The organism is Streptomyces sp. MAR4 CNX-425 (genome assembly GCF_048656465.1).
GTDB lineage: Bacteria > Actinomycetota > Actinomycetes > Streptomycetales > Streptomycetaceae > Streptomyces.
Genome location: NZ_JBMDLF010000012.1, coordinates 40,720 through 64,386, shown reverse-complemented (window position 1 = coordinate 64,386; position 23,667 = coordinate 40,720). Strand labels below are relative to the sequence as shown.

General features: G+C 74.7%; 21 protein-coding genes, 6 tRNA genes and 1 pseudogene. 13 read left to right on the top strand and 15 right to left on the bottom strand.

Annotated features, from left to right (window positions below):
* Nucleotides 1-214 precede the first annotated feature (214 nt).
* The gene (locus ACHZ99_RS28280) at nt 215-2,413 is read left to right on the top strand and encodes an elongation factor G-like protein EF-G2 (RefSeq protein WP_420307614.1); all 2,199 of its coding nucleotides are present in this window, start codon (nt 215-217) and stop codon (nt 2,411-2,413) included.
* 140 nt (nt 2,414-2,553) lie between these two features.
* Entirely contained in the window at nt 2,554-4,167 is a 1,614-nt protein-coding gene (locus ACHZ99_RS28275) for a hypothetical protein (RefSeq protein ID WP_420307776.1), read from the top strand.
* 16 nt (nt 4,168-4,183) lie between these two features.
* On the opposite strand, the gene ACHZ99_RS28270 is transcribed toward ACHZ99_RS28275, so the two are convergent.
* Nucleotides 4,184-5,641 (bottom strand): PLP-dependent aminotransferase family protein, encoded by a 1,458-nt coding sequence (locus ACHZ99_RS28270; protein ID WP_420307613.1) that lies wholly within the window; start codon nt 5,639-5,641, stop codon nt 4,184-4,186.
* 63 nt (nt 5,642-5,704) lie between these two features.
* Between ACHZ99_RS28270 and ACHZ99_RS28265 the strand changes: the two genes are divergently transcribed.
* Nucleotides 5,705-6,907, top strand: coding sequence for a trans-sulfuration enzyme family protein (locus tag ACHZ99_RS28265; RefSeq protein WP_420307612.1), 1,203 nt, complete (start codon nt 5,705-5,707; stop codon nt 6,905-6,907).
* Between the two features lie 12 nt (nt 6,908-6,919).
* On the opposite strand, the gene ACHZ99_RS28260 is transcribed toward ACHZ99_RS28265, so the two are convergent.
* Both ACHZ99_RS28260 and thrS read right to left on the bottom strand, forming a co-directional pair.
* Nucleotides 6,920-7,480 carry an HIT family protein gene (locus tag ACHZ99_RS28260; RefSeq protein WP_420307611.1) on the bottom strand — a complete coding sequence of 187 codons (561 nt, stop codon included), beginning with the start codon at nt 7,478-7,480 and terminating at the stop codon, nt 6,920-6,922.
* 54 nt (nt 7,481-7,534) lie between these two features.
* A complete protein-coding gene (gene thrS, locus ACHZ99_RS28255; RefSeq protein ID WP_420307610.1) occupies nt 7,535-9,517 on the bottom strand; it encodes a threonine--tRNA ligase in 1,983 nt (660 codons plus the stop codon).
* A 561-nt stretch (nt 9,518-10,078) separates the two neighbouring features.
* Between thrS and ACHZ99_RS28250 the strand changes: the two genes are divergently transcribed.
* Nucleotides 10,079-10,807: a 3'-5' exonuclease gene (locus ACHZ99_RS28250; protein ID WP_420307609.1), complete on the top strand. Its 729-nt coding sequence runs from the start codon at nt 10,079-10,081 to the stop codon at nt 10,805-10,807.
* Nucleotides 10,808-10,876: 69 nt separating this feature from the next.
* Here the strand turns inward: ACHZ99_RS28250 and ACHZ99_RS28245 are convergent.
* From ACHZ99_RS28245 to ACHZ99_RS28235, 3 genes are all read right to left on the bottom strand, one after another.
* Nucleotides 10,877-10,948, bottom strand: a tRNA-Val gene (locus ACHZ99_RS28245).
* A gap of 52 nt (nt 10,949-11,000) precedes the next feature.
* Nucleotides 11,001-11,453, bottom strand: a complete 453-nt coding sequence (locus ACHZ99_RS28240; protein WP_420307608.1) for an SRPBCC family protein — start codon at nt 11,451-11,453, stop codon at nt 11,001-11,003.
* Nucleotides 11,454-11,506: 53 nt separating this feature from the next.
* Nucleotides 11,507-11,578 (bottom strand) — tRNA-Val (locus ACHZ99_RS28235).
* A 300-nt stretch (nt 11,579-11,878) separates the two neighbouring features.
* On the opposite strand from ACHZ99_RS28235, the gene ACHZ99_RS28230 reads away from it, so the two are divergent.
* Nucleotides 11,879-12,292, top strand: coding sequence for an SsgA family sporulation/cell division regulator (locus ACHZ99_RS28230; protein WP_018836768.1), 414 nt, complete (start codon nt 11,879-11,881; stop codon nt 12,290-12,292).
* Nucleotides 12,293-12,478: 186 nt separating this feature from the next.
* Nucleotides 12,479-13,036, top strand: a pseudogene (locus ACHZ99_RS28225) (CGNR zinc finger domain-containing protein); the annotation flags it as partial.
* Between the two features lie 127 nt (nt 13,037-13,163).
* Here the strand turns inward: ACHZ99_RS28225 and ACHZ99_RS28220 are convergent.
* Both ACHZ99_RS28220 and ACHZ99_RS28215 read right to left on the bottom strand, forming a co-directional pair.
* Nucleotides 13,164-13,316, bottom strand: coding sequence for a hypothetical protein (locus tag ACHZ99_RS28220; RefSeq protein WP_199850565.1), 153 nt, complete (start codon nt 13,314-13,316; stop codon nt 13,164-13,166).
* 152 nt (nt 13,317-13,468) lie between these two features.
* On the bottom strand, nt 13,469-13,948 hold the full coding sequence (locus ACHZ99_RS28215; protein WP_420307607.1) for a hypothetical protein: 480 nt from the start codon (nt 13,946-13,948) through the stop codon (nt 13,469-13,471).
* A gap of 128 nt (nt 13,949-14,076) precedes the next feature.
* Here ACHZ99_RS28215 and ACHZ99_RS28210 point away from each other — a divergent pair, with 128 nt between their 5' ends.
* The gene (locus tag ACHZ99_RS28210; RefSeq protein ID WP_420307606.1) at nt 14,077-14,589 is read left to right on the top strand and encodes a DsbA family protein; all 513 of its coding nucleotides are present in this window, start codon (nt 14,077-14,079) and stop codon (nt 14,587-14,589) included.
* 43 nt (nt 14,590-14,632) lie between these two features.
* Here ACHZ99_RS28210 and ACHZ99_RS28205 read toward each other — a convergent pair whose 3' ends face one another.
* The 3 genes from ACHZ99_RS28205 to ACHZ99_RS28195 form a co-directional block, all read right to left on the bottom strand.
* The gene (locus ACHZ99_RS28205) at nt 14,633-15,463 is read right to left on the bottom strand and encodes a GNAT family N-acetyltransferase (protein ID WP_420307605.1); all 831 of its coding nucleotides are present in this window, start codon (nt 15,461-15,463) and stop codon (nt 14,633-14,635) included.
* Between the two features lie 132 nt (nt 15,464-15,595).
* Nucleotides 15,596-16,435: an aminotransferase class IV gene (locus tag ACHZ99_RS28200; protein ID WP_420307604.1), complete on the bottom strand. Its 840-nt coding sequence runs from the start codon at nt 16,433-16,435 to the stop codon at nt 15,596-15,598.
* Complete coding sequence (locus tag ACHZ99_RS28195) at nt 16,432-17,502, bottom strand: chorismate-binding protein (RefSeq protein WP_420307603.1); 1,071 nt, start codon at nt 17,500-17,502, stop codon at nt 16,432-16,434. Before ACHZ99_RS28195 ends, ACHZ99_RS28200 begins: the two co-directional genes overlap by 4 nt.
* Before the next feature lie 153 nt (nt 17,503-17,655).
* On the opposite strand from ACHZ99_RS28195, the gene ACHZ99_RS28190 reads away from it, so the two are divergent.
* The 6 genes from ACHZ99_RS28190 to ACHZ99_RS28165 all read left to right on the top strand — a co-directional run bounded on the left by ACHZ99_RS28190 (nt 17,656) and on the right by ACHZ99_RS28165 (nt 20,865).
* Nucleotides 17,656-17,728 (top strand) — tRNA-Gly (locus ACHZ99_RS28190).
* Nucleotides 17,729-17,754: 26 nt separating this feature from the next.
* Nucleotides 17,755-17,825 (top strand) — tRNA-Cys (locus tag ACHZ99_RS28185).
* Nucleotide 17,826: 1 nt separating this feature from the next.
* Nucleotides 17,827-17,901: transfer RNA gene (locus ACHZ99_RS28180), tRNA-Val, on the top strand.
* Between the two features lie 135 nt (nt 17,902-18,036).
* Nucleotides 18,037-19,272: a GNAT family N-acetyltransferase gene (locus tag ACHZ99_RS28175; protein WP_420307602.1), complete on the top strand. Its 1,236-nt coding sequence runs from the start codon at nt 18,037-18,039 to the stop codon at nt 19,270-19,272.
* A gap of 241 nt (nt 19,273-19,513) precedes the next feature.
* Nucleotides 19,514-20,680 (top strand): S1 family peptidase, encoded by a 1,167-nt coding sequence (locus ACHZ99_RS28170; protein ID WP_420307601.1) that lies wholly within the window; start codon nt 19,514-19,516, stop codon nt 20,678-20,680.
* Between the two features lie 113 nt (nt 20,681-20,793).
* A tRNA-Val gene (locus tag ACHZ99_RS28165) sits at nt 20,794-20,865 on the top strand.
* Nucleotides 20,866-20,942: 77 nt separating this feature from the next.
* Here ACHZ99_RS28165 and ACHZ99_RS28160 read toward each other — a convergent pair.
* The 4 genes from ACHZ99_RS28160 to ACHZ99_RS28145 all read right to left on the bottom strand — a co-directional run bounded on the left by ACHZ99_RS28160 (nt 20,943) and on the right by ACHZ99_RS28145 (nt 23,573).
* Complete coding sequence (locus ACHZ99_RS28160) at nt 20,943-21,230, bottom strand: zf-TFIIB domain-containing protein (protein ID WP_420307600.1); 288 nt, start codon at nt 21,228-21,230, stop codon at nt 20,943-20,945.
* A gap of 67 nt (nt 21,231-21,297) precedes the next feature.
* Complete coding sequence (locus ACHZ99_RS28155; RefSeq protein WP_420307599.1) at nt 21,298-22,626, bottom strand: phosphotransferase; 1,329 nt, start codon at nt 22,624-22,626, stop codon at nt 21,298-21,300.
* A gap of 300 nt (nt 22,627-22,926) precedes the next feature.
* Nucleotides 22,927-23,133, bottom strand: a complete 207-nt coding sequence (locus tag ACHZ99_RS28150) for a hypothetical protein (RefSeq protein ID WP_420307598.1) — start codon at nt 23,131-23,133, stop codon at nt 22,927-22,929.
* Between the two features lie 185 nt (nt 23,134-23,318).
* Nucleotides 23,319-23,573: a hypothetical protein gene (locus ACHZ99_RS28145; protein WP_420307597.1), complete on the bottom strand. Its 255-nt coding sequence runs from the start codon at nt 23,571-23,573 to the stop codon at nt 23,319-23,321.
* Between the last annotated feature and the right edge of the window lie 94 nt (nt 23,574-23,667).

Genomic DNA, 23,667 nt, shown 5'->3' with positions numbered 1-23,667 from the left:
CCGGGGGCCCGTCGGTGGAAGTCGCTCAACGTAGCGCAGCCATCGTAGCCAGCGCCCGGGAGGGGCCGCGCGGGCCGGGCGCCGGGCCGGGCCGGGGCCGTACCCGGGCCGCCGCGGAACCCGTACGGGCGTCCGGGGCCGTCCGTGCTATGGACGGGGTCTGGCCACGGTGCAAAGCTCGAATGCACCGCACGTGTCAACGGAGGCGAGACACATGGGTGACAAGGCAAACGCACACCCCGGAGCCGCCGGCAGGGCAGCGGCGGCCGCCCGGCCCTCCGACATTCGGAACGTGGCGCTGGTCGGCCATAGCGGATCCGGTAAGACGACGCTGGTGGAGGCGCTGGCGCTGACCACGAAGGCGCTCTCCCGGGCCGGCCGGGTCGAGGACGGCGGCTGCGTATCCGACTACGACGAGATCGAGCACCGCCAGCAGCGCTCGGTACAGCTCTCGCTGGTCCCCGTCGAGTGGGACAGCATCAAGATCAATCTCCTGGACACCCCCGGCTACGCCGATTTCGTCGGGGAGCTGCGGGCCGGTCTGCGGGCAGCGGACGCGGCCCTTTTCGTCGTCTCGGCCGCGGACGGCGTGGACGGCGCGACCCGGATGCTGTGGGAGGAGTGCGCCGCGGTCGGCATGCCGCGCGCGATCGTCGTCACGCACCTCGACGCGGCGAGATCCGACTTCGACCAGATGACCGAGACCTGCCGGGAGGCCTTCGGCGGCGACGACCCCGACGCCGTGCTGCCGCTGTACCTCCCGCTGCTCGGCGCGGCGGGCGGCGACGGCCACGTGCCCGTACGCGGGCTGATCGGGCTGCTCACCCAGCGCGTCTTCGACTACTCCGGCGGCGCCCGCGCGGAGCGCGCGCCCACGGCGGAGGAGCTGCCGCTGATCGAGGAGGCGCGCAACCGGCTCATCGAGGGCATCATCTCCGAGAGCGAGGACGAGTCCCTCATGGACCGCTACCTCGGCGGCGAGGACGTCGAGGTCAAGACGCTCGTCGCGGACCTGGAGAAGGCCGTCGCGCGCGGGGTGTTCCACCCGGTGCTCGCCGCCGCGCCCGCCGCCGAGGGCGGCACGCAGGGGCTGGGCACGGTGGAGCTGCTGGAGCTGATCACCGGCGGCTTCCCCACCCCGCTGGAGCGGGAGATCCCCGACGTCGCCACCGTGCGCGGCGCGGCCCGGCCCCCGCTGGCCTGCGACCCGGCCGGGCCGCTGGCCGCCGAGGTGGTCAGGACCTCCTCGGACCCGTACATCGGCAGGCTGTCGCTGCTGCGCGTCTTCTCCGGCACCCTGCGCCCCGACCAGACGGTGCACGTCTCGGGGCACGGCATGGCGGACCGCGGGCACGAGGACCACGACACCGACGAGCGGATCGGCTCGCTCACCGCCCCGTTCGGCAAGCTCCAGCGCCCGCTGGACGCGGCGATCGCCGGCGACATCGCCTGCGTCGGCAAGCTGACCGGCGCGGAGACCGGCGACACCGTCTCGGCCAAGGAGGAGCCGCTGCTGATGGCGCCGTGGGCGATGCCCGACCCGCTGCTGCCGGTGGCCATCGAGGCGCACACCAAACAGGACGAGGACAAGCTGTCGCAGGGGCTGGCGCGGCTGTGCGCCGAGGACCCGACGATGCGGCTGGAGCAGAACGCGTCCACCCGGCAGCTGGTGCTGTGGTGCCTGGGCGAGGCGCACCGCGACGTGGCGCTGGAGCGGCTGCGCACCCGGTACGGCGTGCAGGTCGACGCCGTCGACCACAAGGTGTCGCTGCGGGAGACGTTCTCGGGCCGGTCGGCGGCGCGCGGGCGGCACGTGAAGCAGTCCGGCGGCCACGGGCAGTACGCCATCTGCGACATCGAGGTCGAGCCGCTGCCGGAGGGCTCGGGCATCGAGTTCGTGGACAAGGTGGTCGGCGGCGCGGTGCCGCGGCAGTTCATCCCCTCGGTGGAGAAGGGCGTACGCGGCCAGGCGGTGAAGGGCGTGGCCACCGGCTATCCGCTGGTCGACGTGCGGATCACGCTCGTCGACGGCAAGGCGCACTCGGTGGACTCCTCCGACGCCGCGTTCCAGACGGCGGGCGCGCTGGCGCTGCGGGAGGCCGCCGCGCAGGTGCAGATCCACCTGCTTGAGCCGGTCGCCGAGATCGGCGTGCTGGTCGCCGACGAGTACGTGGGCCCGGTGATGAGCGACCTGTCCGGGCGGCGCGGCCGGGTGGTCGGCACCGAGCAGTCGGGCGGCGGGCGGACGCTGGTGCGCGCCGAGGTGCCGGAGTTCGAGATCGGCAGGTACGCCGTGGACCTGCGCTCCCTGTCGCACGGCACCGGCCGGTTCGACCGGTCGTACGCCCGGCACGAGCCGATGCCGCAGCAGTTGGCCGCCAAGATCCGCGATCGGCAGTCCGGCGACGGTTGACCGCGGCTAGGCTGGGGCACATTGGTGGTCGGGCCCGCTGCCCGCGGGCCCGGCCCCATCACCGGGGCGGACGCGCGGCGTTGGGGGCGGCAGTGGCTGGTTCAGAGGGACTGGACTTCGACTTCGCCCCGCGCGCGCAGGTGCCGCTCTCCGGCGCCCAGGGCCAGACGGCCGCCACGCACGCGCTGGCCTCCGTCGCGTACCGGGACAACCCGGTCGCCAAGCTGCTCGACGCCAACAACGACTGGAGCAAGTCGGACTTCAAGAAGGGCAGGCTCTCGCTCTTCGAGCCGAACCTGGGCGAGGCGTTCGCGCGCGCGGTCACGGTGCGGATGCTCGCCGACGGCCGCAAGCCGCTGATCCAGTCGTTCGGCATGGAGCCGCAGGCGGTGCTGGAGCACTGCCTGGCGGCCAACCGCTACCGCAAGGAGCGCGACTCCCGGCTGACCATCGTGATGGCCGTCTTCGGGCTGCTGTTCCTGCCCGGGGTGCTGTTCTGGCTCGGCGTCTTCCAGCTCCGCCGCACCCTCGCCGGCGCGGCCGACAAGCGCGTCGGCGCGGTGGGGTACGTCCTGCTGGGCATCCTCGGCCTCGCCGCGATCTACCTGTTCCTCACGCTCCCCGTCGACGGCCTGCTCAGCGTCTACCTGCGCGGCCTGCTGGTCGCGCCCGTCGTCGGCTGGTTCTGGGCCAGCCGCATCTGCGAGAAGTACGCCAAGGGGCTGCGCGAGCACTGGAGCGCGCTGCTGGCCGGCGGCGGCCTCGGCGCCAAGATCCCCGAGGCGGTCCCGAGCAACCCCGGCGAGGCCAGCGCGGAGCGGCTGCGGCTGGGGCTCGCGAAGCTGTCGGCGGAGCAGCACAGTAACGTCGTCTTCTACGCCGGCCCCAAGGGGATACTCGGCATGGGCACCCGCTGGGGCTCCTGGCAGCTGGCGGAGGACCTCAAGCCGAAGCGGTCCGGCGCCGAGATCCACCCGTTCCGCAGCTGGGACGTGGTCAAGGCGGTGCACGACCAGCTGCGGATGCTGGAGCGCACCCCGCTGCACACCGGCGGCTTCCCGCCGCCCGCGATAAAGCACTGGATCGTCGCGCCGATCGGCGAGGGCGCCGGCGAGGTCGCCCGGCCCGGCGGCACCGTCGTCGACGGCTACTCCGTACGGGACTTCGAGGTCCAGCGGATCTGCAACGAGCAGCAGTTCGGCGCGGGCAACCGGCACTACCTGGGCGTGCAGTTCACGCTCTGGGACGGCCAGCTGATCATCACGCTGCTGGTCTCGGTGACCGTGCTCCACGAGACGCTGCGCATCGAGGTCACGGGCCACGCGCTCGGCCCGGTGCACCCGCTGTTCACCAGCAAGCCCGGCCGCGAGACCAAGACCGTGAGCGGCGTGAAGTTCTGGGAGACCAAGGAGAAGCCGCTCCCCCTGGTCCGTACCCGCGAGGTGGTGCGGCTGGCCGCGCGGGCGCCGTTCACCTGGTACCCGCCGCTCCTCGACTACCTCGGCGGCAAGCTGAAGCTCCCCGAGCCCTTCGGGCTGCGGCACGTGTGGGCCGACAAGCCCTGGCGGCACCGCTTCATGGCCGACGACGCGCTGCGCGCGGCGACCCCGGTGCTGCGGGTGGTGCACGCGGCCGCGCTGCGGGTGCTGGAGGAGAACGACGTCGACACCACCGACTTCGGCTCCCGGTCGCTGGCCCTCAGCGGCATGGTGCAGAGCGCCGAGCCCCGCCGGGCGGACGTGTACGACGCCTGACGGCGCGGCCCCCGGGTCAGACCGTCACGCCGCCGAGGGCGGCGGGCGCCGCCGGGCGGGAGCCCCCGTCGTACGCCGCCCAGGCCGCCGCCAGCCGCCCGACCGCCTCGGTGAGCACCGCCGGCGGGGAGCAGAAGTGCAGCCGCAGGTACGGGCCGCTGCCCCCGGCGGCGTCCACGCAGGCGCCGGGCAGCACCGCGACCCCGTGCCGGAGCGCCACCTGCGCGAAGGTCACCCCGTCCCCGTACGGCAGCCGCAGCCACACCGTCTGCCCGCCGCGCACCGGCGGGCAGTCCCACGCGGGCAGCAGCCGGGCCAGCTCGGCGCGCAGGTGGTCGTGGCCGCGGCGCAGCCCGGCGCGGCGGCGGGCGAGCAGCGGCTCGTACGACGCCAGCAGCGAGACGGCGACGAGCTGGGCCGGCACGTCCGTGCCCAGGTCGTGCACGGCCTTGAGCCGGGCGAGCCGGGCGACCAGGCCCGCGGGCGCGCGCACCCAGCCGATGCGCAGCCCGCCCCACACCACCTTGCTGAGCGAGCCGACGCTGATCACCTCGGCGCCGCTCGCCGCGCAGCCCGCCAGCACCGGCGGCGGCGCGTCGTCGAACGCCAGGTCCGCGACCACCTCGTCGTCCACCAGCGGCACCCCGAAGCGCCCGGCCGCCGCCACCAGCCGCCGGCCGCGCAGCGGCGGCAGCACGGCGGCGGTGGGGTTCTGGTGCACGGAGCCGACGTACGCCAGCGCCGGGCGGTGCTCCGCCAGCGTCCGCACCGCCGCGTCCACGTCGATCCCGGCCGCGCCCACGGGCACCGGCCGCAGCACCGCGGCCGCCTCCCGGAACAGGTCGAGCGCCCCCGGGTACGCCGGCGCCTCCACCAGCACCGGGTCGCCGGGGCCGACGAACAGCCGGGTCAGCAGCGCCAGCGCCTGCTGGCCGCCGGTGGTGACGAGGATCTGCGCGGGGTCGGTGGGGATGCCCCGCGCCGCGTAGCGGGCGGCGACGGCGGCGCGCAGGGCGGGCAGCCCGGCGGGGTGGTAGCCGAGGCCGGAGGCGGGCAGGTCGAGGTCGCGGTACGCCTCGGCCAGCTCCGGCGGCGGGGCGTCCGGGGCGGCGCAGCTGAGCGGGATCACGCCGTCGGACGGCTCCAGCAGGTGCAGGAAGAGCGGGTTCGCGGTCTCCGCCGCGCGCCCCGGCACGAGCGCCGCCTCCGCGACGCGCGTGCCGCTCCCCTGCCGCCGCACGACCCGGCCCTCCTGCCGCAGCACGCCGTACGCCGCCACCACCGTCGTCCGCCCCACCGCCAGCGCCGCCGCGAGCGCCCGCTCCGGCGGCAGCGCCGCGCCGGGGCGCAGCCGGCCCTCGTCGACCAGCCGCCGCAGCCGGGCGGCGAGCAGCGCGTACAGCGGGCCGCGCCCGGCCGACCAGCGGCCGAGGGCGGCCACCAGGTCGGAGGCCCGCACGTCGTCGGTGTCCATGGCGGACCAATCTCCCGGAATTGGCCCTGTTCCGGCAACCCATTCGCCACGGAGACTTCCGGCATGAGCGACGACCTGCACCCCTCGACCCGTACCGCCCACCCGCCCGTGCCCGAGCCCGAGGGCAGCCGCCCGGTGACCGTACCGATCCACCAGGGCCACGTCTTCACCTTCGACTCGGCCGACGCGCTCGCCGCCGCCTTCCACGACCCGGACGGCGCCTACCTCTACAGCCGCTTCGGCAACCCGACCGTCCGCGCCCTGGAGGACGCCGTCAGCGGCCTCGAAGGCGGTGCCGGCGGGCTGGCCTTCGCCTCCGGCATGGGCGCCATCAACGCCGTCCTCGGCACCCTGCTCTCCGCCGGCGACCACGTCGTCGCGCAGCGCTCCCTCTACGGCGGCACGTACGCCACGCTCGCCGACCTCGCGGAGCGCTGGGGCGTGTCGGTCACGTACGTCTCCGGCCGGGACGCCGACGAGGTACGGGCCGCGCTCACCCCGCGCACCCGGCTCCTGTACCTGGAGACCATCGCCAACCCCACCACCGCCGTCACCGACCTGCCCGCGCTCCTCGCCGCCGCCGCGGAGGCCGGCGTCCCCGGCGTCGTCGACAACACCTTCGCCACCCCGCTGCTGTGCCGGCCCCTCGACCACGGCGCCGCCGTCGTCGTCCACTCCGCCACCAAGTACCTCGGCGGCCACGCCGACATCCTCGGCGGCGTGGCCGTCTTCCGGGACGCGGAGCTGCACCGCCGGGTCTGGGGGCACGCCGTGGAGCAGGGCGCGGCGGCGGACCCGTTCGCGGCGTGGCTGACGCTGCGCGGCATGGCGACGCTGGCGCTGCGCGTCGAGCGGCAGTCCGCGACGGCGCTGACGCTGGCCGAGCGGCTGGCTACGCACCCGGCCGTCGCCCGGGTGCGCCACCCCGGGCTGCCGGACCACCCGGACCGGGCGACGGCCTCCCGGCTGCTCGCCGCGGGCGGCGGGGTGCTGGCGTTCGACCTGGCCGGCGGCCGGGACGCGGGGCGCCGGTTCGTGGAGTCGCTGCGGCTGGCGCTGCTGAGCCCGTCGCTCGGCGACGTGAAGACCCTCGTCATGCACCCGGCGAGCACCTCGCACCGGCAGCTGGACGCCGCGGCGCTGGCGGCGATGGACATCGGCGAGGGGACGGTGCGGGTCGCGGTGGGCATCGAGCACCCGGAGGACCTGTGGGCGGACCTGGAGCAGGCGCTGGCGAAGGCAACGGGCGCGGCGGGGGCCGCGTAGGGCCGGGCGGGGTCAGTCGCGGGGCCAGGCGTCGGCGAGCATCGCGCGGGTGTCCGCGAGCAGCTGCGGGAGCACCTTGGTGTGGCCGACGACGGGCATGAAGTTCGTGTCCCCGCCCCACCGCGGCACCACGTGCTGGTGCAGGTGCGCGGCGATGCCGGCGCCGGCGACCGGGCCCTGGTTCATGCCGAGGTTGAAGCCCTGCGCGCCGGACGCGGTGCGCAGGGCGGTCATCGCGCGCTTGGTGAAGTCCGCCAGCTCGTCGGTCTCGGCATCGGTCAGCTCGGTGTAGTCGGCGACGTGCCGGAACGGGACGATCATGAGGTGCCCGCCGTTGTAGGGGTACAGGTTCAGGACCGCGTAGACCTGCGAGCCGCGGGCCAGGATCAGCCCGTCCTCGTCGGACTTCTCCGGGATCGCGCAGAACGGGCACCCGTCGCCGGCGGCGGTGCCGGTGGGCTTGTTCTCCCCCTGGATGTACGCCATGCGGTGCGGCGTCCACAGCCGCTGGAACTGATCCGGGGTGCCGACCCCGAGCTGCTGCTCCGGCTCACTGGTCATGCTCAGCAGCATATGGCGTACGACCGCGTGGGCCGGGCCGAGGGCCCCGTCCCGGCCCGCGCCGGATCACGCCCCGGCGCGCTCCGCGACCGCGCGCGCGACCTCGTCGATCGCGTCGTCGATCGGCACGCCGTTGTTCTGCTCGCCGCTGCGGTAGCGGAAGGAGACGGCGCCCTTGGCCATGTCGTCGTCGCCCGCGATCAGCATGTACGGAACCTTGGCCTTCTGGGCGTTCCGGATCTTCTTCTGCATCCGGTCGGACGAGGAGTCCACCTCGACCCTGAGGCCCCTGGCCCGCATCTTCGCGGCGACCTCCCGCAGATACGGCACGTGGTCGTCGCCGATCGGGATGCCGACGACCTGCACCGGCGCGAGCCACGCCGGGAAGGCGCCCGCGTAGTGCTCCAGCAGCACCGCGAAGAACCGCTCGATGGAGCCGAAGAGCGCGCGGTGGATCATCACCGGCCGCTGCCGCGAGCCGTCGGCCGCCGTGTACTCGAGATCGAACCTCTGCGGCAGGTTGAAGTCGACCTGGATCGTCGACATCTGCCACGTCCTGCCGATGGCGTCCTTCGCCTGCACGGAGATCTTCGGCCCGTAGAACGCCGCCCCGCCCGGGTCCATGACCAGCTCCAGGCCCTGCTTCCCGGCGGCCTGGCGGAGGATCTCGGTGGCCTCCTCCCAGCTCTCGTCCGAGCCGACGGACTTCTGCGGATCGCGGGTCGACAGCTCCAGGTAGAAGTCCTCCAGGCCGTAGTCGCGCAGCAGGTTCAGTACGAAGGTCAGCAGCGAGTCCAGCTCGCCGGCCATCTGCTCCCTGGTGCAGTAGATGTGCGCGTCGTCCTGGGTGAAGCCGCGGGCGCGGGTCAGGCCGTGCACGACGCCGGACTTCTCGTACCGGTAGACGGTCCCGAACTCGAACAGGCGCAGCGGCAGCTCGCGGTACGAGCGGCCGCGGGCGTCGAAGATCAGGTTGTGCATGGGGCAGTTCATGGGCTTCAGGTAGTAGTCCTGGCCCTCATCGAGCTGCATGGGCGGGTACATGCCGTCCGCGTACCAGTCCAGGTGGCCCGACTTCTCGAAGAGCTTCCCCTTGGTCGCGTGCGGGGTGTAGACGAACTCGTAGCCCGCCTCCTCGTGCCGCCGGCGCGCGTAGTCCTCCATCACGCGGCGCACGACGCCTCCCCTGGGGTGGAAGACGGCGAGGCCCGAGCCGATGTCCTCGGGGATGGAGAAGAGGTCCAGCTCGGCGCCGAGCCGGCGGTGGTCCCGCTTCTCGGCCTCGGCCAGGAACTCCAGGTGCGCCTTCAGCTCGTCCTTCGACGGCCAGGCGGTGCCGTAGATGCGCTGGAGCTGCGGGTTCTTCTCGCTGCCGCGCCAGTACGCGGCGGCGGAGCGCATCAGCTTGAAGGCCGGGATCATCCGCGTCGTGGGCAGGTGCGGGCCGCGGCAGAGGTCCTTCCAGCACAGCTCGCCGGTCTTGGCGTCGAGGTTGTCGTAGATCGTCAGCTCGCCGGCGCCGACCTCCGCGGACGCGCCCTCGGCGGCGTCGGCGGCGCTGCCCTTGAGGCCGATCAGCTCCAGCTTGTACGGCTCGGCGGCCAGCTCCTCGCGGGCGTCGGCGTCGGTGGTGACGCGGCGGGAGAAGCGCTGGCCGCGCTTGACGATCTCCTGCATCTTCTTCTCGACGCGCTTGAGGTCGTCGGGGTGGAAGGGCTCGGCGACGTCGAAGTCGTAGTAGAAGCCGTCCTTGACGGGCGGGCCGATGCCGAGCCGGGCCTCGGGGAAGAGCTCCTGGACGGCCTGGGCCATGACGTGCGCGGTGGAGTGCCGCAGGATGTCGAGGCCGTCGGGGCTGCCGATCTCCACCGGCTCGACGACGTCGCCGTCGGCGACCTCGTACGCGAGGTCCTTCAGCGCGCCGGCGACGCGGGCGGCGATCACGGTGCGCTCGCCGGGGAACAGGTCGGCGGCCGTCGTGCCCGTCGTGACCACGCGCTCTTCCCGCTCGGCGGCATCGCGGCTGATGATCACACGGACGTCGGACACGGGGTCTCCTTCGCGAGGGGGCGGGGCGCCGCGCGGACGGCGGCACGGCGTGAATCGTACCGAGCCGAAGGACCGCGCGGCGAAATCAGGCGGCGGCCGGGGAACCGCGCGGGCTCAGCCGTCGCCGCACGCCTCGCCGGGCGGCGTCCGCGCCGCGGCGGCGTCCGCGCCGGGCGTGCCGCAGCCGCACCCGGCCCGCGCCGGTGGCTGCGGACCGGCCGAGCCGGGTGACGGCTGCGGTGAGCCGGACCGGGAGGGGAGGGCTCCCGGTGCCGGTGGCGGTGCCGCGACTCCGGCCGGCCGGGCACGGCCCGCCGGGGAAGCGGGCGGCCCGGCCCGGGCCGCGCGGGGGCCATGGCCCGACCGCCTTCCACCCGATGCCGGGCGGGTGACGGGGGCGGACCTCCGCGGGCGACCGGAGGTTGCGCGGACCCTCACTCTCTGTTGTCACCGCGTCGGCTCTCCGCCAAACAACCGGAGTTCGAATCCGGTGTGTTGCGGGTATCACCCGGTCGGTGGCCGGACCTCCACCACCCGTAAAACTCCAGGGAGTTGGGGCTGATGACGCTCTGGTACGAGGGGCCGCTGGCGGCCTTCGACACCGAGACGACCGGCGTGGACATCGAGCGCGACCGAATACTCTCCGCAGCCGTCGTGGTGCAGCCCCACATCACCTCGCCGCCCCGCCGGACGTCGTGGCTCGTCTCCCCCGACGTGGAGATCCCGGAGTCGGCCACGGCGGTGCACGGGCTGACGCTGCCGCATCTGCAGCGCCTCGGCCGCTGGCCGGCGCCGGTGATGGAGGAGGTGGGCCGGGCGCTGGCGGCGCAGTGCGCGAGCCACGTGCCGCTGGTGGTGATGAACGCCCCGTTCGATCTGACGCTGCTGGACCGCGAGTTACGGCGGCACCGCGCCTCGTCGCTGCCGAAGTACCTGAGCGGCGCCCCGCTGTGCGTGCTGGACCCGCTGGTGCTCGACCGGCACCTCGACCGCTACCGCAAGGGCAGCCGCACCCTGACGGCGCTCTGCGGGCACTACGGCGTCGACCGGGCGGGGGCCCACGAGGCGGGGGCGGACGCGACGGCGGCGCTGCACCTCGTACGGGCCATCGGCCGGCGCTACGCGGAGCGGCTGGGCGACCTCAGCGCGGCGGAGCTGCACGCGCGCCAGGCGGTCTGGCACGGCGCGCAGGCGCGCGGCCTGACCGCGTGGTTCGCGCAGAACGGCTCGGACGAACGCTGCGACCCGGCCTGGCCGTTGCGTACGAGCGGGCTCGCGACGGCGGCCTGACGCGCGGGGCGAGGCGCGGCCGGAACGCCCGAGGGCCGCTCCGCAGGATGCGGAACGGCCCTCTCCGGGTGGGCGATACTGGGATCGAACCAGTGACCTCTTCGGTGTGAACGAAGCGCTCTCCCCCTGAGCTAATCGCCCGGAAGCGCCGTGGTGGCGCGGCCAGAACCATACAGGGCGGCGGGCCGGGTGTTCAAACCCGTTGCCGCAGCAGGGCCAGCAGGCCACGCCTGCCGGAGCGCATCATCCAGGCGTGGTTGGCGGCGAAGAAGGGCCGCCCGGGCAGCGCGAGCAGCCGCAGCGAGGGCCGGGTCAGGTCCACCCGCTGAGCGAAGACGGCGCGGGTGCCGCCGGGACGGGCGGAGACGGTCCAGCGGGCCCAGCCGGTCAGGTCGCCGGTCATCTCGATCCGGAGCACCCCGGCCGCGGGGTCCTGCCGCACGGCGCGCGCGGTGACGCGCAGTTCGTACGGGAGCACGGAGCGGAAGACGGCGGTGCCGCTGCGGTCGTCGAGCGGCACGACCCGGCGGACCTGCGGCCACCAGGAGGGGTAGGCGGCCGGGTCGGCGAGGATGCCGTAGACGACGGAAGGAGGCGCGCCGGGCAGGTCCCACACGGCGCGGAAGCGGAAGCGGCTCGGGGCCATACCGCGAGTCTGCCGGGCCGCGCCCGCCGCGGACAGGGCCGCCGGCCGGCTCGTGGGCGATACTGGGATCGAACCAGTGACTTCTTCGGTGTGAACGAAGCGCTCTCCCGCTGAGCTAATCGCCCTCGCGCGACACCAGGTTACCCGAAGTGAGCACCCGCGTGTTCCCGGCGGCCGACCTTCCCCGCGCGCCTCCGTCACACCACGCCCGATCCCCGTTACTCTCCGCATCCATGAAGCCCAAACTATCCGCGCCGGAGAGTTCACCGGAACGGCCCTGCTCTGCGAATGCCCACTAGGCCGTACGAACTACGAAAAACATCACAAAACAGTCAGAGGGGTTTACAACGCCCCGGTAGGTGGCATGTCGACTTCGCCGACGTGCGAATCCCCGAGCGCACACTGAGCGAAAGGCCCTGGCGCTTATGAACCACACGGTCAGCTGCGAGCTGCACCTGCGCCTCGTTGTGTCGAGCGAGTCTTCCCTGCCTGTCCCCGCAGGTCTGCGGTACGACACCGCGGATCCTTACGCCGTGCACGCCACCTTCCACACCGGCGCCGAAGAGACGGTCGAATGGGTGTTCGCCCGCGACCTGCTCGCCGAAGGGCTCCACCGCCCGACCGGCACCGGAGACGTCCGCGTCTGGCCGTCCAGGAGCCACGGCCAGGGCGTCGTCTGCATCGCCCTCAGCTCGCCCGAGGGCGAGGCTCTGCTCGAAGCCCCGGCGCGGGCTCTGGAGTCCTTCCTGAAGCGCACGGACGCCGCCGTGCCGCCCGGGACGGAGCCACGCCACTTCGACCTCGACACCGAGCTCTCGCACATCCTCGCGGAGAGCTGAGGCGACAGGAGGCCATCCCTCACCGTCCGTAGCCGTCAGCCTCGGGGAGACGGCCGGACCACCACCGCACCAGCGCAGTACCGGACACCGTCGTCGTCCACCGTGGCGACGGCGGTGTCGCGCGTTGGCTAGAGTCGGCGGCAGACCGGCCAGGGGAATGCGCGGCCCGACCAGGGGAGCGGAACGGTGCTGATCAATCACGACACCCGGTGCGCGCTCGACATCGTCGTGGCGCTGCTGAACACCGACACCGGCGACGGGGGCGCGGAGACGGACGCCCTGCCGGACGTGGGCGCGCTGCAGGGCTTCGTCGACGAGCACGACATCAGCGGCATCGAGGCGCTCTGCCCCTCCGACGTGGCCGCGGTGCGGGCCGTACGGAGCGACCTCTCGGCCGTCTTCGCCGCCCCGGACGACCGGTCGGCGGCGGAGCGGCTCAACGCGATCGTGGCCGCCGCCGGCACCACGCCGCAGCTGACGGACCACGACGGCTACGAGTGGCACGTGCACTACTTCGCGCCCGGCGCCTCCGTCGCGGAGCACCTGGCCGCGGACGGCGGGATGGCGCTGGCGTTCCTCGTCGTCGCCGGGGAGCGGGAGCGGCTGCGCCGGTGCGAGGCGCCGGACTGCGGCCGGGCCTTCGTCGACTACTCCCGCAACCGCTCCCGCCGCTACTGCTCCAGCCGCACCTGCGGCAACCGGCTGCACGTGGCGGCGTACCGGGCGCGCCGGCGCGAGGCGGCGGCCGGGAGCGGCAACGGCGGGAGCGGGGACAGCGCCGACAGCGCCGACAGCGGGGACAGCAGGGACAGCGGGCACGTCCCGGGCGACGGGACCGGTACGGGGACGGCGGCGGCCGGCGAGGCGGCGCTCACCAGCCGATGAGGTCGTAGACCGACGTGCCGAAGATCAGCACGCCGACGACGGTGAGGAAGAGCATCAACGGCGGCTGGGACAGGGCGAAGAGGCAACCGCGGGGCTCGGCGGGGGCGGGCGGCCGCGGTGCGGGCGTGTGATCGTTCATCTCGCGCAGATGATTGCGCAGGCACGCATACCCACGTGGGCAACACGCCAGGAAAACCCGGCCCGTTCGCAAAGATCAGCCATGCCCGGGCGGGCTCCGCGGCCGAAGATCGACTCAGCGGCGGCGCAGGGTAGTTCGGCGGGTCCGCAGCGTCAGATTCCGTGCTTCTTCAGGATCGCCTCGATGTCGGAGAAGTCCTCGTCCCCGGACCCGGACTTCTGCTTCCTGCCGCCGGCCGCCGGGGCCGATCCGGCCGCGCCGTCCGCCCGGCCGCCGAGCGCGGGCCGGGACGCCGCGGGCGCCGCCGCCGGGGCGGCCGCCGCGCCGCCGCCCGCCTTGCGCTTGCTCCGCTCGCCGACGAGGCGCTGGATGACCCACAGCACCACGGCGACGGCGAGCACGCCGAAGCCGCCCCATACCGTGGGGTCGAAGGCCAGGTCCGTCGCCCAGTCCCCGGTCGCCTCGCCGACCTCGCGGCCGAGTTCGGCCAGCCCCGCCATGGCCAGGCCGATGGGCACCAGCGACAGGGCGGCGATCTTCGTCGCCCGCCGGAACTTGCGCCGGTACGCGCTCAGGAACGCGATCGCGAGCCCCGCCGCGGAGAGCGCGGCGCAGACCGTAGTGGTGAACATGCCTCCATCGTGCACCCGAACGCGTCGCGATTGCCATGGTGCGGCACGGCATGGGGGACATCTCCGGGTCCGGCTCGTCCGCAGGACCGAGACGACGGTACACCGCGGGGCCTGGAAGACTGGCGCTCATGGAGAACGATGTGAACGGCCCGCCCGTCCTCGACGTGTGGTGTGAGCTGCAGTGCCCGGACTGCCGTACGGCGCTCGCCGACCTGCGCGCGCTGCACGCGCGCTACGGGGACCGGCTCGACATCCGGCTGCGCCACTTCCCGCTGGACCGGCACCAGCACGCCATGGCGGGCGCCCAGGCCGCCGAGGAGGCCGGCGTGCAGGGGAAGGGCTGGGAGTACGCGGAGGCGGTGCTGGCGCGGGCGGAGGAGTTCGGCAAGCGGGGCGAGCCGCTGCTGGTCGAGGCGGCCCGGGAGCTGGGCCTGGACGCGGAGGAGGTGGAGACCGCGCTGGTGGACGGGCGGCACTTCCTGGTGGTGGACGCGGACGTGGCCGAGGGCAGGGCGATCGGGGTGACGGGGACGCCGACGTACGTCATCGGGGGCGAGCGGCTGGACGGCGGCAAGAGCCAGGAGGGGCTGCGGGAGCGGATCGAGGAGATCGCGGACCGGCTGCTGGCCGCGGCGGGCTGACGGCGCGCGGCCGAGCGGGCCGGGCGGCTAGGATCAGCTGAGCTCAGATCAGCGGCTTGCGCAGGTGGTACGCGGTCGGGCGGTAGCCCAGCGACTCGTACAGCCGCAGCGCCACCTCGTTCCCGGCGTAGACGTGCAGCCCCACGGTGCGCAGCCCGGCCGCCCGGCACTCCCGCTCCGCGACGAGCATCAGGGTCCGGCCGTGGCCCCGCCCGCGGTGCTCCGGCGCGACCGTCACGGAGTAGACGTACGCGCCCGTCGCGATCAGCGGCCGCAGCGCGATCCAGATCGTGCCGACCGCCGCCCCGCCGTGCTCCAGCACGCGCAGCGCCACGTCGGGGGTGGCGGCGCCATCCGGCAGCAGCGCGTCGTGGTCGGCGTGCGCCCGGCTCCGCGCCGCCTCCGGCGTCATCCCCCGGTCCCGCCAGCGCCGCGCGGTCTCCTCCGCCTCCGCGGTCCGCCAGGCCGGGTACTCGGCCGGCGTCAGCGGCCGGACCACGGCCCCCGGCGGCGGCTCCGGCGCCTCGCCCGGCTCCTTGTCCATGGTGCGGCCGGTCTCGGTGTAGCCGAGCGCCGCCGCCAGCCGCAGGCCGACGGCCGCGCGGGCGTCGAGGCTGAGCACGACCTCCCGGCAGCCCCAGCCGCGCAGCACCTCCTCGGCCGCCAGCGCGGCCACCGTGCCGCGGCCGCGGTGCCGCTCGGGCTTGTGGATCCGCAGGCTGCGGACGCGGCCGGAGGCGGGGCCGAGGCGGGCGTCGGTGGCCAGCTCGACGTCGCCGACCGGGCGGCCGTTGACGCAGACGGAGAACGCGCGGGTGCGGCCGCCGTCCGCCTCGCGCCGCTCGGCGCCGGCCGGGCGCAGGTGGGTCGTCATCGCTTCCCCTTCGTCCTCGCCCCGCTCGGCGGCTTCCGCGCCCCGTCCCGCGGTGCGCGCGGGCCGGTGTTCCTCCGGGTCCTCGTTCGTCCGGCTCCCCCGTAGTCCGTACGTTCCCACGGGGCGGGCGGTCTACGGGTCCACGTCGGCCGCGGACCGCTCGGCGAACACCTGCATCGCCTTCGCCGTGACCGGGCCGAGGGCGCCGGGCAGCTCGCCGCCGTCGAGGCGGCGCACCGCCTGCACGTCCCGCAGCGAGGAGGTCAGGAAGACCTCCTCCACCTCGCCGCCCCCGGCGAGCACCGAGAACGGCAGGTCCGTCTCGCGGGCGCCGGTCCACTCCAGCACCAGCTGCCGCGTGATCCCGGCCAGGCAGCCGGAGTCGAGCGGCGGGGTGTGCAGCTCGCCGCCGAGGACGACGAAGACGTTGGAGCCGGTGCCCTCGCAGAGCCGGTCGCGGGTGTTGGCGAAGAGGGCCTCGCTGGCGCCGGCGTCGTGGGCGCGGGCCAGCGCGACGACGTTCTCCGCGTACGAGGTGGTCTTCAGGCCGGTGACGGCGCCGCGCTCGTTGCGCGTCCAGGGGACGGTGACGGCGGCGGTCTCGTCCGGCCGCGGCTCGGCGGCGGCGAGGGCGACGACGAGGGTGGGGCGGCTGTCGTCCGGGCCGCTGCGGTGCGAGGACAGCGGCGCGGCGCCGCCGGTGTACGTGATGCGCAGCCGGCCGTGCGCCACCGGCTCGGCCGCGAGCACCGCCGCGCAGGCCCGCCGGACCTCGTCCAGGTCGGGCTCGGGCAGGCCGAGGCCGCGGGCGGAGCGGGCCAGCCGGTCCAGGTGCCGGGTGAGGGCGAAGGCGGTGCCTCCGGTGGCCTTGAGCGTCTCGAAGACGCCGTCGCCCACGGTGATGCCGTGGTCGAACACGGACACCCGGGCGTCCGCCACCTCGCGCAGTCCGCCGTCGAGCCAGACCTTCATGAGCGTACGGTCCCTCCACTCGTGACTTCCCTCTCCGACGCTACCCCGAGCAGCCGGGATGCCTTCAATTCGGTCTCCCGCCACTCCCGCTCCGCGTCCGAGCCCCAGGTGATGCCCGCGCCGGTGCCGAAGCGCAGCGCGGGGCCGCCGGCGGCGCCGCGGTCGATCCAGAACGTGCGGATGCCGACGGCCAGTTCGCCGGTGCCGCGGTCGGCGTCGACCCAGCCGACGGCGCCGCAGTACGGGCCGCGGGGCGCGGTCTCCAGCTGGTCGATGAGGCGCAGGGCGCTGCTCTTCGGCGCGCCGGTGATGGAGCCGGCCGGGAAGGTGGCGCCGATCAGCTCCGCCCAGCCGGCGCCGGGGGCCGGCTCGCCGCGGACGGTGGAGACGAGGTGGACGAGGCCGGGGTGCTCCTCGACGGCGCAGAGGGCTGGCACGGTGACGGAGCCGGGGGTGCAGAGGCGGCCGAGGTCGTTGCGCACCAGGTCGACGATCATGACGTTCTCGGCGCGGTCCTTCGCGGTGAGGTCGGCGGCGGTGCGTCCGGTGCCCTTGATGGGGCGGGACTCGGCGGTGCGGCCGGTGCGGCGCAGGTACAGCTCGGGGGAGGCGGTGGCGACCTCGACGCCGTGCGCGGGCAGCCGGACGACGCCGGCGTACGGGGCGGGGTTGCCGCGGGCGAGGACGGCGCCGAGGGCGTCGGCGTCGGCGGTGTCCGCGGCGGCGGGCGGGAGCGGGGCGGTGAGGATGCGGCACAGGTTGACCTGGTAGACGTCGCCGGCGGCGATGTGCTCGCGTATGCGGTGCACCCGCGCGACGTATCCGGCGCGGTCGAGCGACGACGTCCACGCCCCGGGGTCCGGGCCGCGCCAGCGCCGCGCGCGCCGGGCGGCGGGGCGCGGGTCGGGGCGTACGTCGCCGAAGCGCGCGCACAGCACCCGGCCCTCGTACCCGACGACCACGGCCCACCAGCCCGCGGAGTCGAGCGCGGCCGGGTCGGCGGTCACGTCGCGCAGGTCGGAGGCGACGAGACCGCCGAAGCGGGCGAGCGGTGCGAGGCGGGCCACGCCGCGAGTCTAGGACGGCCCGCGGCCGCCGGCCGCCGGGCTCACCCCCGGGCCGGGGGCCGGGCGCGTGCCGGAAACGAATTTGAGCTGGCCCCGGAATCCGCTAAGGTTCATGACTACCGGAAGGGCCTCGCGGCGCTTCCGACACGACCGGCGGACGTAGCTCAGTTGGTAGAGCATCACCTTGCCAAGGTGAGGGTCGCGAGTTCGAGTCTCGTCGTCCGCTCGATGGGGGTCTCACGGGCCCCCGCTGGTGGAGTGGCCGAGAGGCGAGGCAACGGCCTGCAAAGCCGTCTACACGGGTTCAAATCCCGTCTCCACCTCGGACGATTAGCTCAGCGGGAGAGCGCTTCCCTGACACGGAAGAGGTCACTGGTTCAATCCCAGTATCGTCCACCACGCGACGAGCGATCCCTGTCCGCGTACGGCGCGGGCAAGGGTCGCTTTCGTCGTTTTTGCACGGTTTCACGGCACGGATGCCCGGAGCGGGCAGAGCGACGTGCAGGGATCGGGCATGACGGATAGTGTCGAAATATGAACGACCGTGCTGCCATTGCGTTCCGCGAAATACCCGAGAGCGACCTCGACCGGGCTCAGGAGCTGGCCTACCTCGTCTTCCACGAGAAGCCCGAGGACGAGCTGCGCAAACGCCACCGCGAACTGCTGGCGGGCTGCCTGCGCATCGGCGCGTACGACGCGGACACCCTGGTCGGCATGGTCGCCGCCCTGCCGTTCACCATGGCCGTGCCCGGCGCCGAACTCCCCTGCCCCGGCCTGACCTTCGTCTCCGTCGCGCCGACCCACCGGCGCCGCGGGGTGCTCTCCGGAATGATCGGCGAGCTGTTCGAGCGGTGCACCGCCGAGGGGTGGCCGATGGCGGTGCTGTGGGCGTCGGAGACCGCCATCTACGGGCGCTTCGGCTTCGGCCCCGGCACGTACGGCACGACCGTCGAGATCGACTCCCGGCAGCCGCTCCGGCTGCGGATCAGCCCGGACGAGCGGCCGCTGCGGCTGGTGGACCGGGCGCACGCCCCCGCGCTGCTCGGCCCGTACTACGACCGCACGCGCGCCGCACGCGCCGGCCGGCCGGCGCGCAGCGAGGAGTGGTGGGCCAAGGAGTGGATGGTCGAGCGGGACCCGGACGACGAGGACTTCTCGCCGCCGCGCGTCGTCGCCCTCGGCGACCCCCTCGCCGGCTACGCCGTCTACCGCACCAAGGACGAGGGCGACCGCCCCGGCACCCCCGGCCTCGTCCGCCTCGACGAGCTGGAGGCGGACACCCCCGCCGTGGCCGCGGCCCTCTGGCGCTACCTCGCCTCCCTCGACCTGACCGGCACCGTACGGGCCTGGGGCCGCCCGCTCGACGACCCGCTGCTGCTCTTCGCCGCCGACCGCGACCAGGTGCGGGTCACGAGCACGTTCCCGGCGCTGTGGGTGCGGCTCACCGACGTGGGCAAGGCCCTGCGGCGGCGCGCCTGGGCCGCCCCGGCGGACGTCGTGCTGGCGGTGACCGACTCCGCGCTGCCGGCCAACGCGGGCACGTACCGGCTCACCGCCGCGCCCGGCGCCCCGGCCGCGTACGAGGGCGTCGACGCGGCGCCGGACCTCACCGTGGACGTGCGCGACCTGTCCGCCGCCTACCTCGGCGGCTCCCCCCTGGCCGCGGCGGTCCGTGCGGGCCTGGCCGTCGAGCACACCGCCGGCGCGGCCGACGCGCTCGACGCCGCGCTGCGCACGCCGCTGCTGCCGCACACGGTCGAGGAGTTCTAGGCCCGCCTCCCTTCTCGCTTCTCCCTGCCTCTCCCCTCGCCTTTCCCTTTCCCTGTCCACGTCCGTTCCGCCACGGCCGTCCGTCCCGTACGGGACCGGGCGGCCGCCTTCTGGTGCCTGCGAAAGGTCTGGACAAATCTGCGGGCCCGTGCTGTGGTGTCAGCGCACCGATTGAGAGCGCTCTCAACTCTCTGAGTTCCACCCCCACTCGACGCGAGGGAACTACAGAAAGAGGTCCGCAGTGAGACGCACATCGAGAGGCACGTCGAGACGCACCCTCGGATTAGGGCTCGGTCTGTCCGCACTCCTGCTGGTGAGCACCTGGGGCGGGGCCGCCGCGCTCACCCCCGCGGCGGGCGCGGACCCCGGGAAGGAATTCTCGCCCGGGCTGCTGACCGCGCTGGAGCGGGACCTGGGCCTGACGGCCGACCAGGCCCGGGAGCGGCTGGCCGACGAACGCCGGGCCGGCAAGGTCGAGAAGAAGGCCGAGCGCGCCGCCGGATCCGCCTACGCCGGTTCGTGGTTCGACGCGGACAGCGGCAGGCTCACCGTCGCCCTCACCGCCCCGCGGCGCGCGGACGCGGTACGCGCCGCGGGCGCGGACGTCACCGTCGTCGAGCACAGCGCCGCGCGGCTCGACGCGACCAAGAAGCGGCTCGACGAACTGTCCGCGCCCGCCGGCGTGGCCAGTTGGCACGTCGACGCGCGCGCCAACACCGTCCGGGTCGACGTCGTGGCCGACCGCCGCGACGACGCCGCCGTCGCCGCATTCCTCGAACGGGCCCGCGCCGCGGGGCCGGTCGAGGTCGGGACGGTCGCCGAGGCGCCGAGCACCTACGCCGCCGGGACCGTGGGCGGCGACCCGTACTACACCGGCAACGTCCGCTGCTCCATCGGCTTCTCGGTGCACGGCGGCTTCGTCACCGCGGGCCACTGCGGCAACACCGGCGCGGCGGTGCGCGGCTGGGACGGCTCGCACATCGGCACGTTCCAGGGCTCGTCGTTCCCCGGCAACGACTACGCCTGGGTCAACGTCGGCAGCGGCTGGTGGACCGTGCCCGTGGTCCTGGGCTGGGGCACCATCCCCGACCGGCTCGTCCGCGGCTCGGCCGAGGCCCCGGTGGGCTCCTCCATCTGCCGCTCCGGCTCCACCACGCACTGGCACTGCGGCACGCTGCTGGCCAAGAACGAGACGGTCAACTACAGCGGCGGCGCCACCGTCCACCAGCTGACGAAGACGAGCGTCTGCGCCGAAGGCGGCGACTCCGGCGGCTCCTTCATCAGCGGCGACCAGGCGCAGGGCGTCACGTCGGGCGGCTGGGGCAACTGCAGCAGCGGCGGCGAGACCTGGTATCAGCCGGTCAACGAGATCCTCGCCCGCTACGGGCTGACACTGCACACCGCCTAGCGCGGCGCGCGCCGTGCGGCCACCCGCCCCTCGCCGGTGGCCGCACGGACCGCCGATGATCATGGACTTGCGATGCCGGTCGGCGCGTGGAAGTATCTGGGCGCAGACACCGCGCGCGGTTAGCTCAGCGGGAGAGCGCTTCCCTGACACGGAAGAGGTCACTGGTTCAATCCCAGTACCGCGCACAGCAGCAGGACGGAAAAGCCGGAAGGGCCGGAGCGAATCGCTCCGGCCCTTCCGCCGTCGGCCCGTGGCGTCCGGGTCAGGACGAGAACAGCATCCGGGAGAAGCCGCCCTTGCGGTGGCCGTAGTGCCCGTGGCCGCCGTGGTGGCCGCCGCCCCAGCCCGGGGCCTGCTGCTGCGGGTAGCCCTGGGCGGCCGGCGGCGCGGGCGGCGGCGGCGCCTGCTGCGCCCACTGCGACTCAAGCCGGCTCAGGGTCTCCAGCTCGCCGTAGTCCAGAAAGATCCCCCGGCACCCGCTGCACTGCTCGATCTGAACGCCGTTGCGGTTGTACGTCTGCATCGGCGCACGGCACTTGGGACACTGCATGCTCGCCCTCAACTCCTCAGCTCTCCCGGCCGCCGGGGATGACGGTCGGCGGCCATGGCTGCACAGCCTACGACGCGCCGCCCGGCCGCGTCCCGTCCCCTGTCGGGTCCCCCGCACCGGCGGCCGCACCGCCGTCCGCCGCGGCCATCCGGGCGCAGGCGGCCAGCAGATCGCGGTCGGCGTCGTCCAGGGGACGTACGCCGGTCGCGGCGTCCACGAGGGCGCGGGCGGCGAGCTGGACGGTGAGGGCGCGGGCCGGTATGTCGACCTCGGGCGGCCAGAGGCCGCCGCCGGGGGCGACGGCGGGGCCGCCGGCGGCGCGGTAGCCGTCGAGGAAGGCGGCCCAGTCCGCCGCGGGGATGAGGCCGGTGGCGTAGCCGGCGGCGGGGCGGGCGAGGTCCCAGGCGGGCTCGCCCAGGCCGAGGTCGTCGACGTCGATGAGGTGCCAGGGCCCGTCGGGGGCGGGGTGGCGGACGAGTTGGCCGAGGTGCAGGTCGCCGTGGCAGAGCAGGGCGCGCGGCTGGGCGCAGGGGTCGGCGTCGCGGGCCCAGGCGGGCAGCCCCTCCCAGGCGCGCAGCACGAGGTCGGCCGCGGAGGCGCGGCCAGGCGCGGGCGGCGGGGGCTGTGGCGGGAGTGGGCCGGGGGCGGAGCGGTGCGGGGCTGTGGGCGCGGGCACGTACGGGGACGGGCACGGGGGCGCGGGCGCGGGCGGGGTCGTAGGCGCAGAGCCGGGCGGGGACGTGGGCGCAGACCCAGGCGGAGAAGTGGGAGCAGACCCGGGCGAGGACGTGGGCGCAGACCCAGGCGAGATCGTGGGCGCAAACCCGGGCGGGGACGTGAGCGCAGACCCGGGCGAGGTCGTGAGCGCAGACCCGGGCAAGGTCGTGGGCGCAGACCCGGGCGGGGACGTGGGCGGGGTGGCGGGCGCGGGCCCGGGCGAGGTCGTGGGCGCGGGGGCCGGGGTGCCCGCCGTCGTGCGCAGCGCCGCGACGGCGCGGGCCGCGTTCGCCGGGCCGGTCATCGGCGGCAGCGGCCCCGGCAGCCCGGCCACCGGTATCGCGTGCAGCCGGGCCGTCAGCCGACCCGCCTCCCGCCATGGCGCGGCCTCGGGTGCGTCCGGCGCCACCGCGGTCCCGTACGGCCAGCGGCTGACGTGCCGGCCGTCGACGGGGCCGGTCAGCTCGCCGAGGGGGGCGAGCAGGATGCCCTTGAGGAGCGGGTGCGCGGCGATCCGTATCCGGGCGGCGAGGTCGGCGGGGCCCAGCCGCGGGGCGTGGGCCTTGAGCACGGTGCCCCCGCTGCGTATGACGGTGACGTCCGGGCGGTCGACGAGCACCGCGGGCTCGCCGGCCCCCCGGCTCAGCTCCGCCAGCCGGTCGACGAGGCGTGCGCGCACCGGCTCATCCTACGGCCCGGCGTGGGGGATCTCGCCGGGTCGGAGAGCGCCGCTGGTTCGGCACGGGCCGAAACGGCAGGTCGGGGCCCGTACCCCGGCAGCCTGCGGGAACGATACGGGGGACGCGGGACGCGCTACGCGGTGTGCGGGCGGCGCCGCCGTCCGCGACGCCCCCGGACAACGCGTAGCCCGGGCGTCTCCCCAGACGCCCGGGCGTACACGTCCGTCCGCCGCACCCCCGTCCCCACGGGGCTGAGCCGGCTGTCCCCGGCCCGGGCCGCTCTCCCGGGCCTGACGGGGCTACTGCCCCATCATTCCGGCCACGGACGACGCATGGGTGATGACCGCTTCCCAGCCGCCGAAGACGACGGTGAGCACGATCGCCAGGGGCAGCACCATGGCGAGGGCGACCAGCGGGTGCCGGCGCTCCGGCGGCGGTGCGCCGAACGCGGCGAGCGCCCCGGCGACGGCCTCGGGCCGTGCGGTGTGCTCCGCTGTTCTCTCCATGGCTCCCACTCCTGATGTTGGGGCGGCGGGCGTCCGACCTCGGGGGACGAGTACTGCGCCCGCCGCTTGACGACAACATTAGGGAAGTGATCGGCACGGGTCGTCATGCCCGCGTATCGATTGCCTGGCCTCCCGGAGGATGACTGCGGCGCGAAGTCGCTACTCCCGTGGGTGGAGACCGCGTACTACGAGCCAGGGTCTTCCCGGAGGGGGACCTCGACGTCCGTGCGCGGCACCGGATGCTCCACCAGGGCGAGGACCCTGGTGGCCATGAACCGCGCCGTGCGCACCACCGAGCCGCTGCGCGTCACCTCGCTCACCTCGACCACGCCCCGGCGCACCGACGTCTCGACCCTCCGGCCGGCGCGCGAGGCCACCACCTGGTACGTCCTCGTCGTGTCCCCCGCGTCCACGACTATCTCCACTCGGTCGCCCTTCACCTGTCCCGCATCCCCCTTCCTCGGGGCCGCACTTGGGCCCGGCCATACCTCCAGGATCCCACCCGGGACTGACAATTCGGCCCGCCGCACGGCG

Bases quoted from the DNA above. Each gene is read 5' to 3' on its own strand.
- ACHZ99_RS28280 (WP_420307614.1), top strand. From the start codon at position 215: ATGGGTGACAAGGCAAACGCACACCCCGGAGCCGCCGGCAGGGCAGCG.
- ACHZ99_RS28270 (WP_420307613.1), bottom strand. From the start codon at position 5,641: ATGGACACCGACGACGTGCGGGCCTCCGACCTGGTGGCCGCCCTCGGC.
- ACHZ99_RS28265 (WP_420307612.1), top strand. From the start codon at position 5,705: ATGAGCGACGACCTGCACCCCTCGACCCGTACCGCCCACCCGCCCGTG.
- ACHZ99_RS28260 (WP_420307611.1), bottom strand. From the start codon at position 7,480: ATGCTGCTGAGCATGACCAGTGAGCCGGAGCAGCAGCTCGGGGTCGGC.
- ACHZ99_RS28250 (WP_420307609.1), top strand. From the start codon at position 10,079: ATGACGCTCTGGTACGAGGGGCCGCTGGCGGCCTTCGACACCGAGACG.
- ACHZ99_RS28240 (WP_420307608.1), bottom strand. From the start codon at position 11,453: ATGGCCCCGAGCCGCTTCCGCTTCCGCGCCGTGTGGGACCTGCCCGGC.
- ACHZ99_RS28230 (WP_018836768.1), top strand. From the start codon at position 11,879: ATGAACCACACGGTCAGCTGCGAGCTGCACCTGCGCCTCGTTGTGTCG.
- ACHZ99_RS28220 (WP_199850565.1), bottom strand. From the start codon at position 13,316: ATGAACGATCACACGCCCGCACCGCGGCCGCCCGCCCCCGCCGAGCCC.
- ACHZ99_RS28215 (WP_420307607.1), bottom strand. From the start codon at position 13,948: ATGTTCACCACTACGGTCTGCGCCGCGCTCTCCGCGGCGGGGCTCGCG.
- ACHZ99_RS28210 (WP_420307606.1), top strand. From the start codon at position 14,077: ATGGAGAACGATGTGAACGGCCCGCCCGTCCTCGACGTGTGGTGTGAG.
- ACHZ99_RS28205 (WP_420307605.1), bottom strand. From the start codon at position 15,463: ATGACGACCCACCTGCGCCCGGCCGGCGCCGAGCGGCGCGAGGCGGAC.
- ACHZ99_RS28200 (WP_420307604.1), bottom strand. From the start codon at position 16,435: ATGAAGGTCTGGCTCGACGGCGGACTGCGCGAGGTGGCGGACGCCCGG.
- ACHZ99_RS28175 (WP_420307602.1), top strand. From the start codon at position 18,037: ATGAACGACCGTGCTGCCATTGCGTTCCGCGAAATACCCGAGAGCGAC.
- ACHZ99_RS28160 (WP_420307600.1), bottom strand. From the start codon at position 21,230: ATGCAGTGTCCCAAGTGCCGTGCGCCGATGCAGACGTACAACCGCAAC.
- ACHZ99_RS28150 (WP_420307598.1), bottom strand. From the start codon at position 23,133: ATGGAGAGAACAGCGGAGCACACCGCACGGCCCGAGGCCGTCGCCGGG.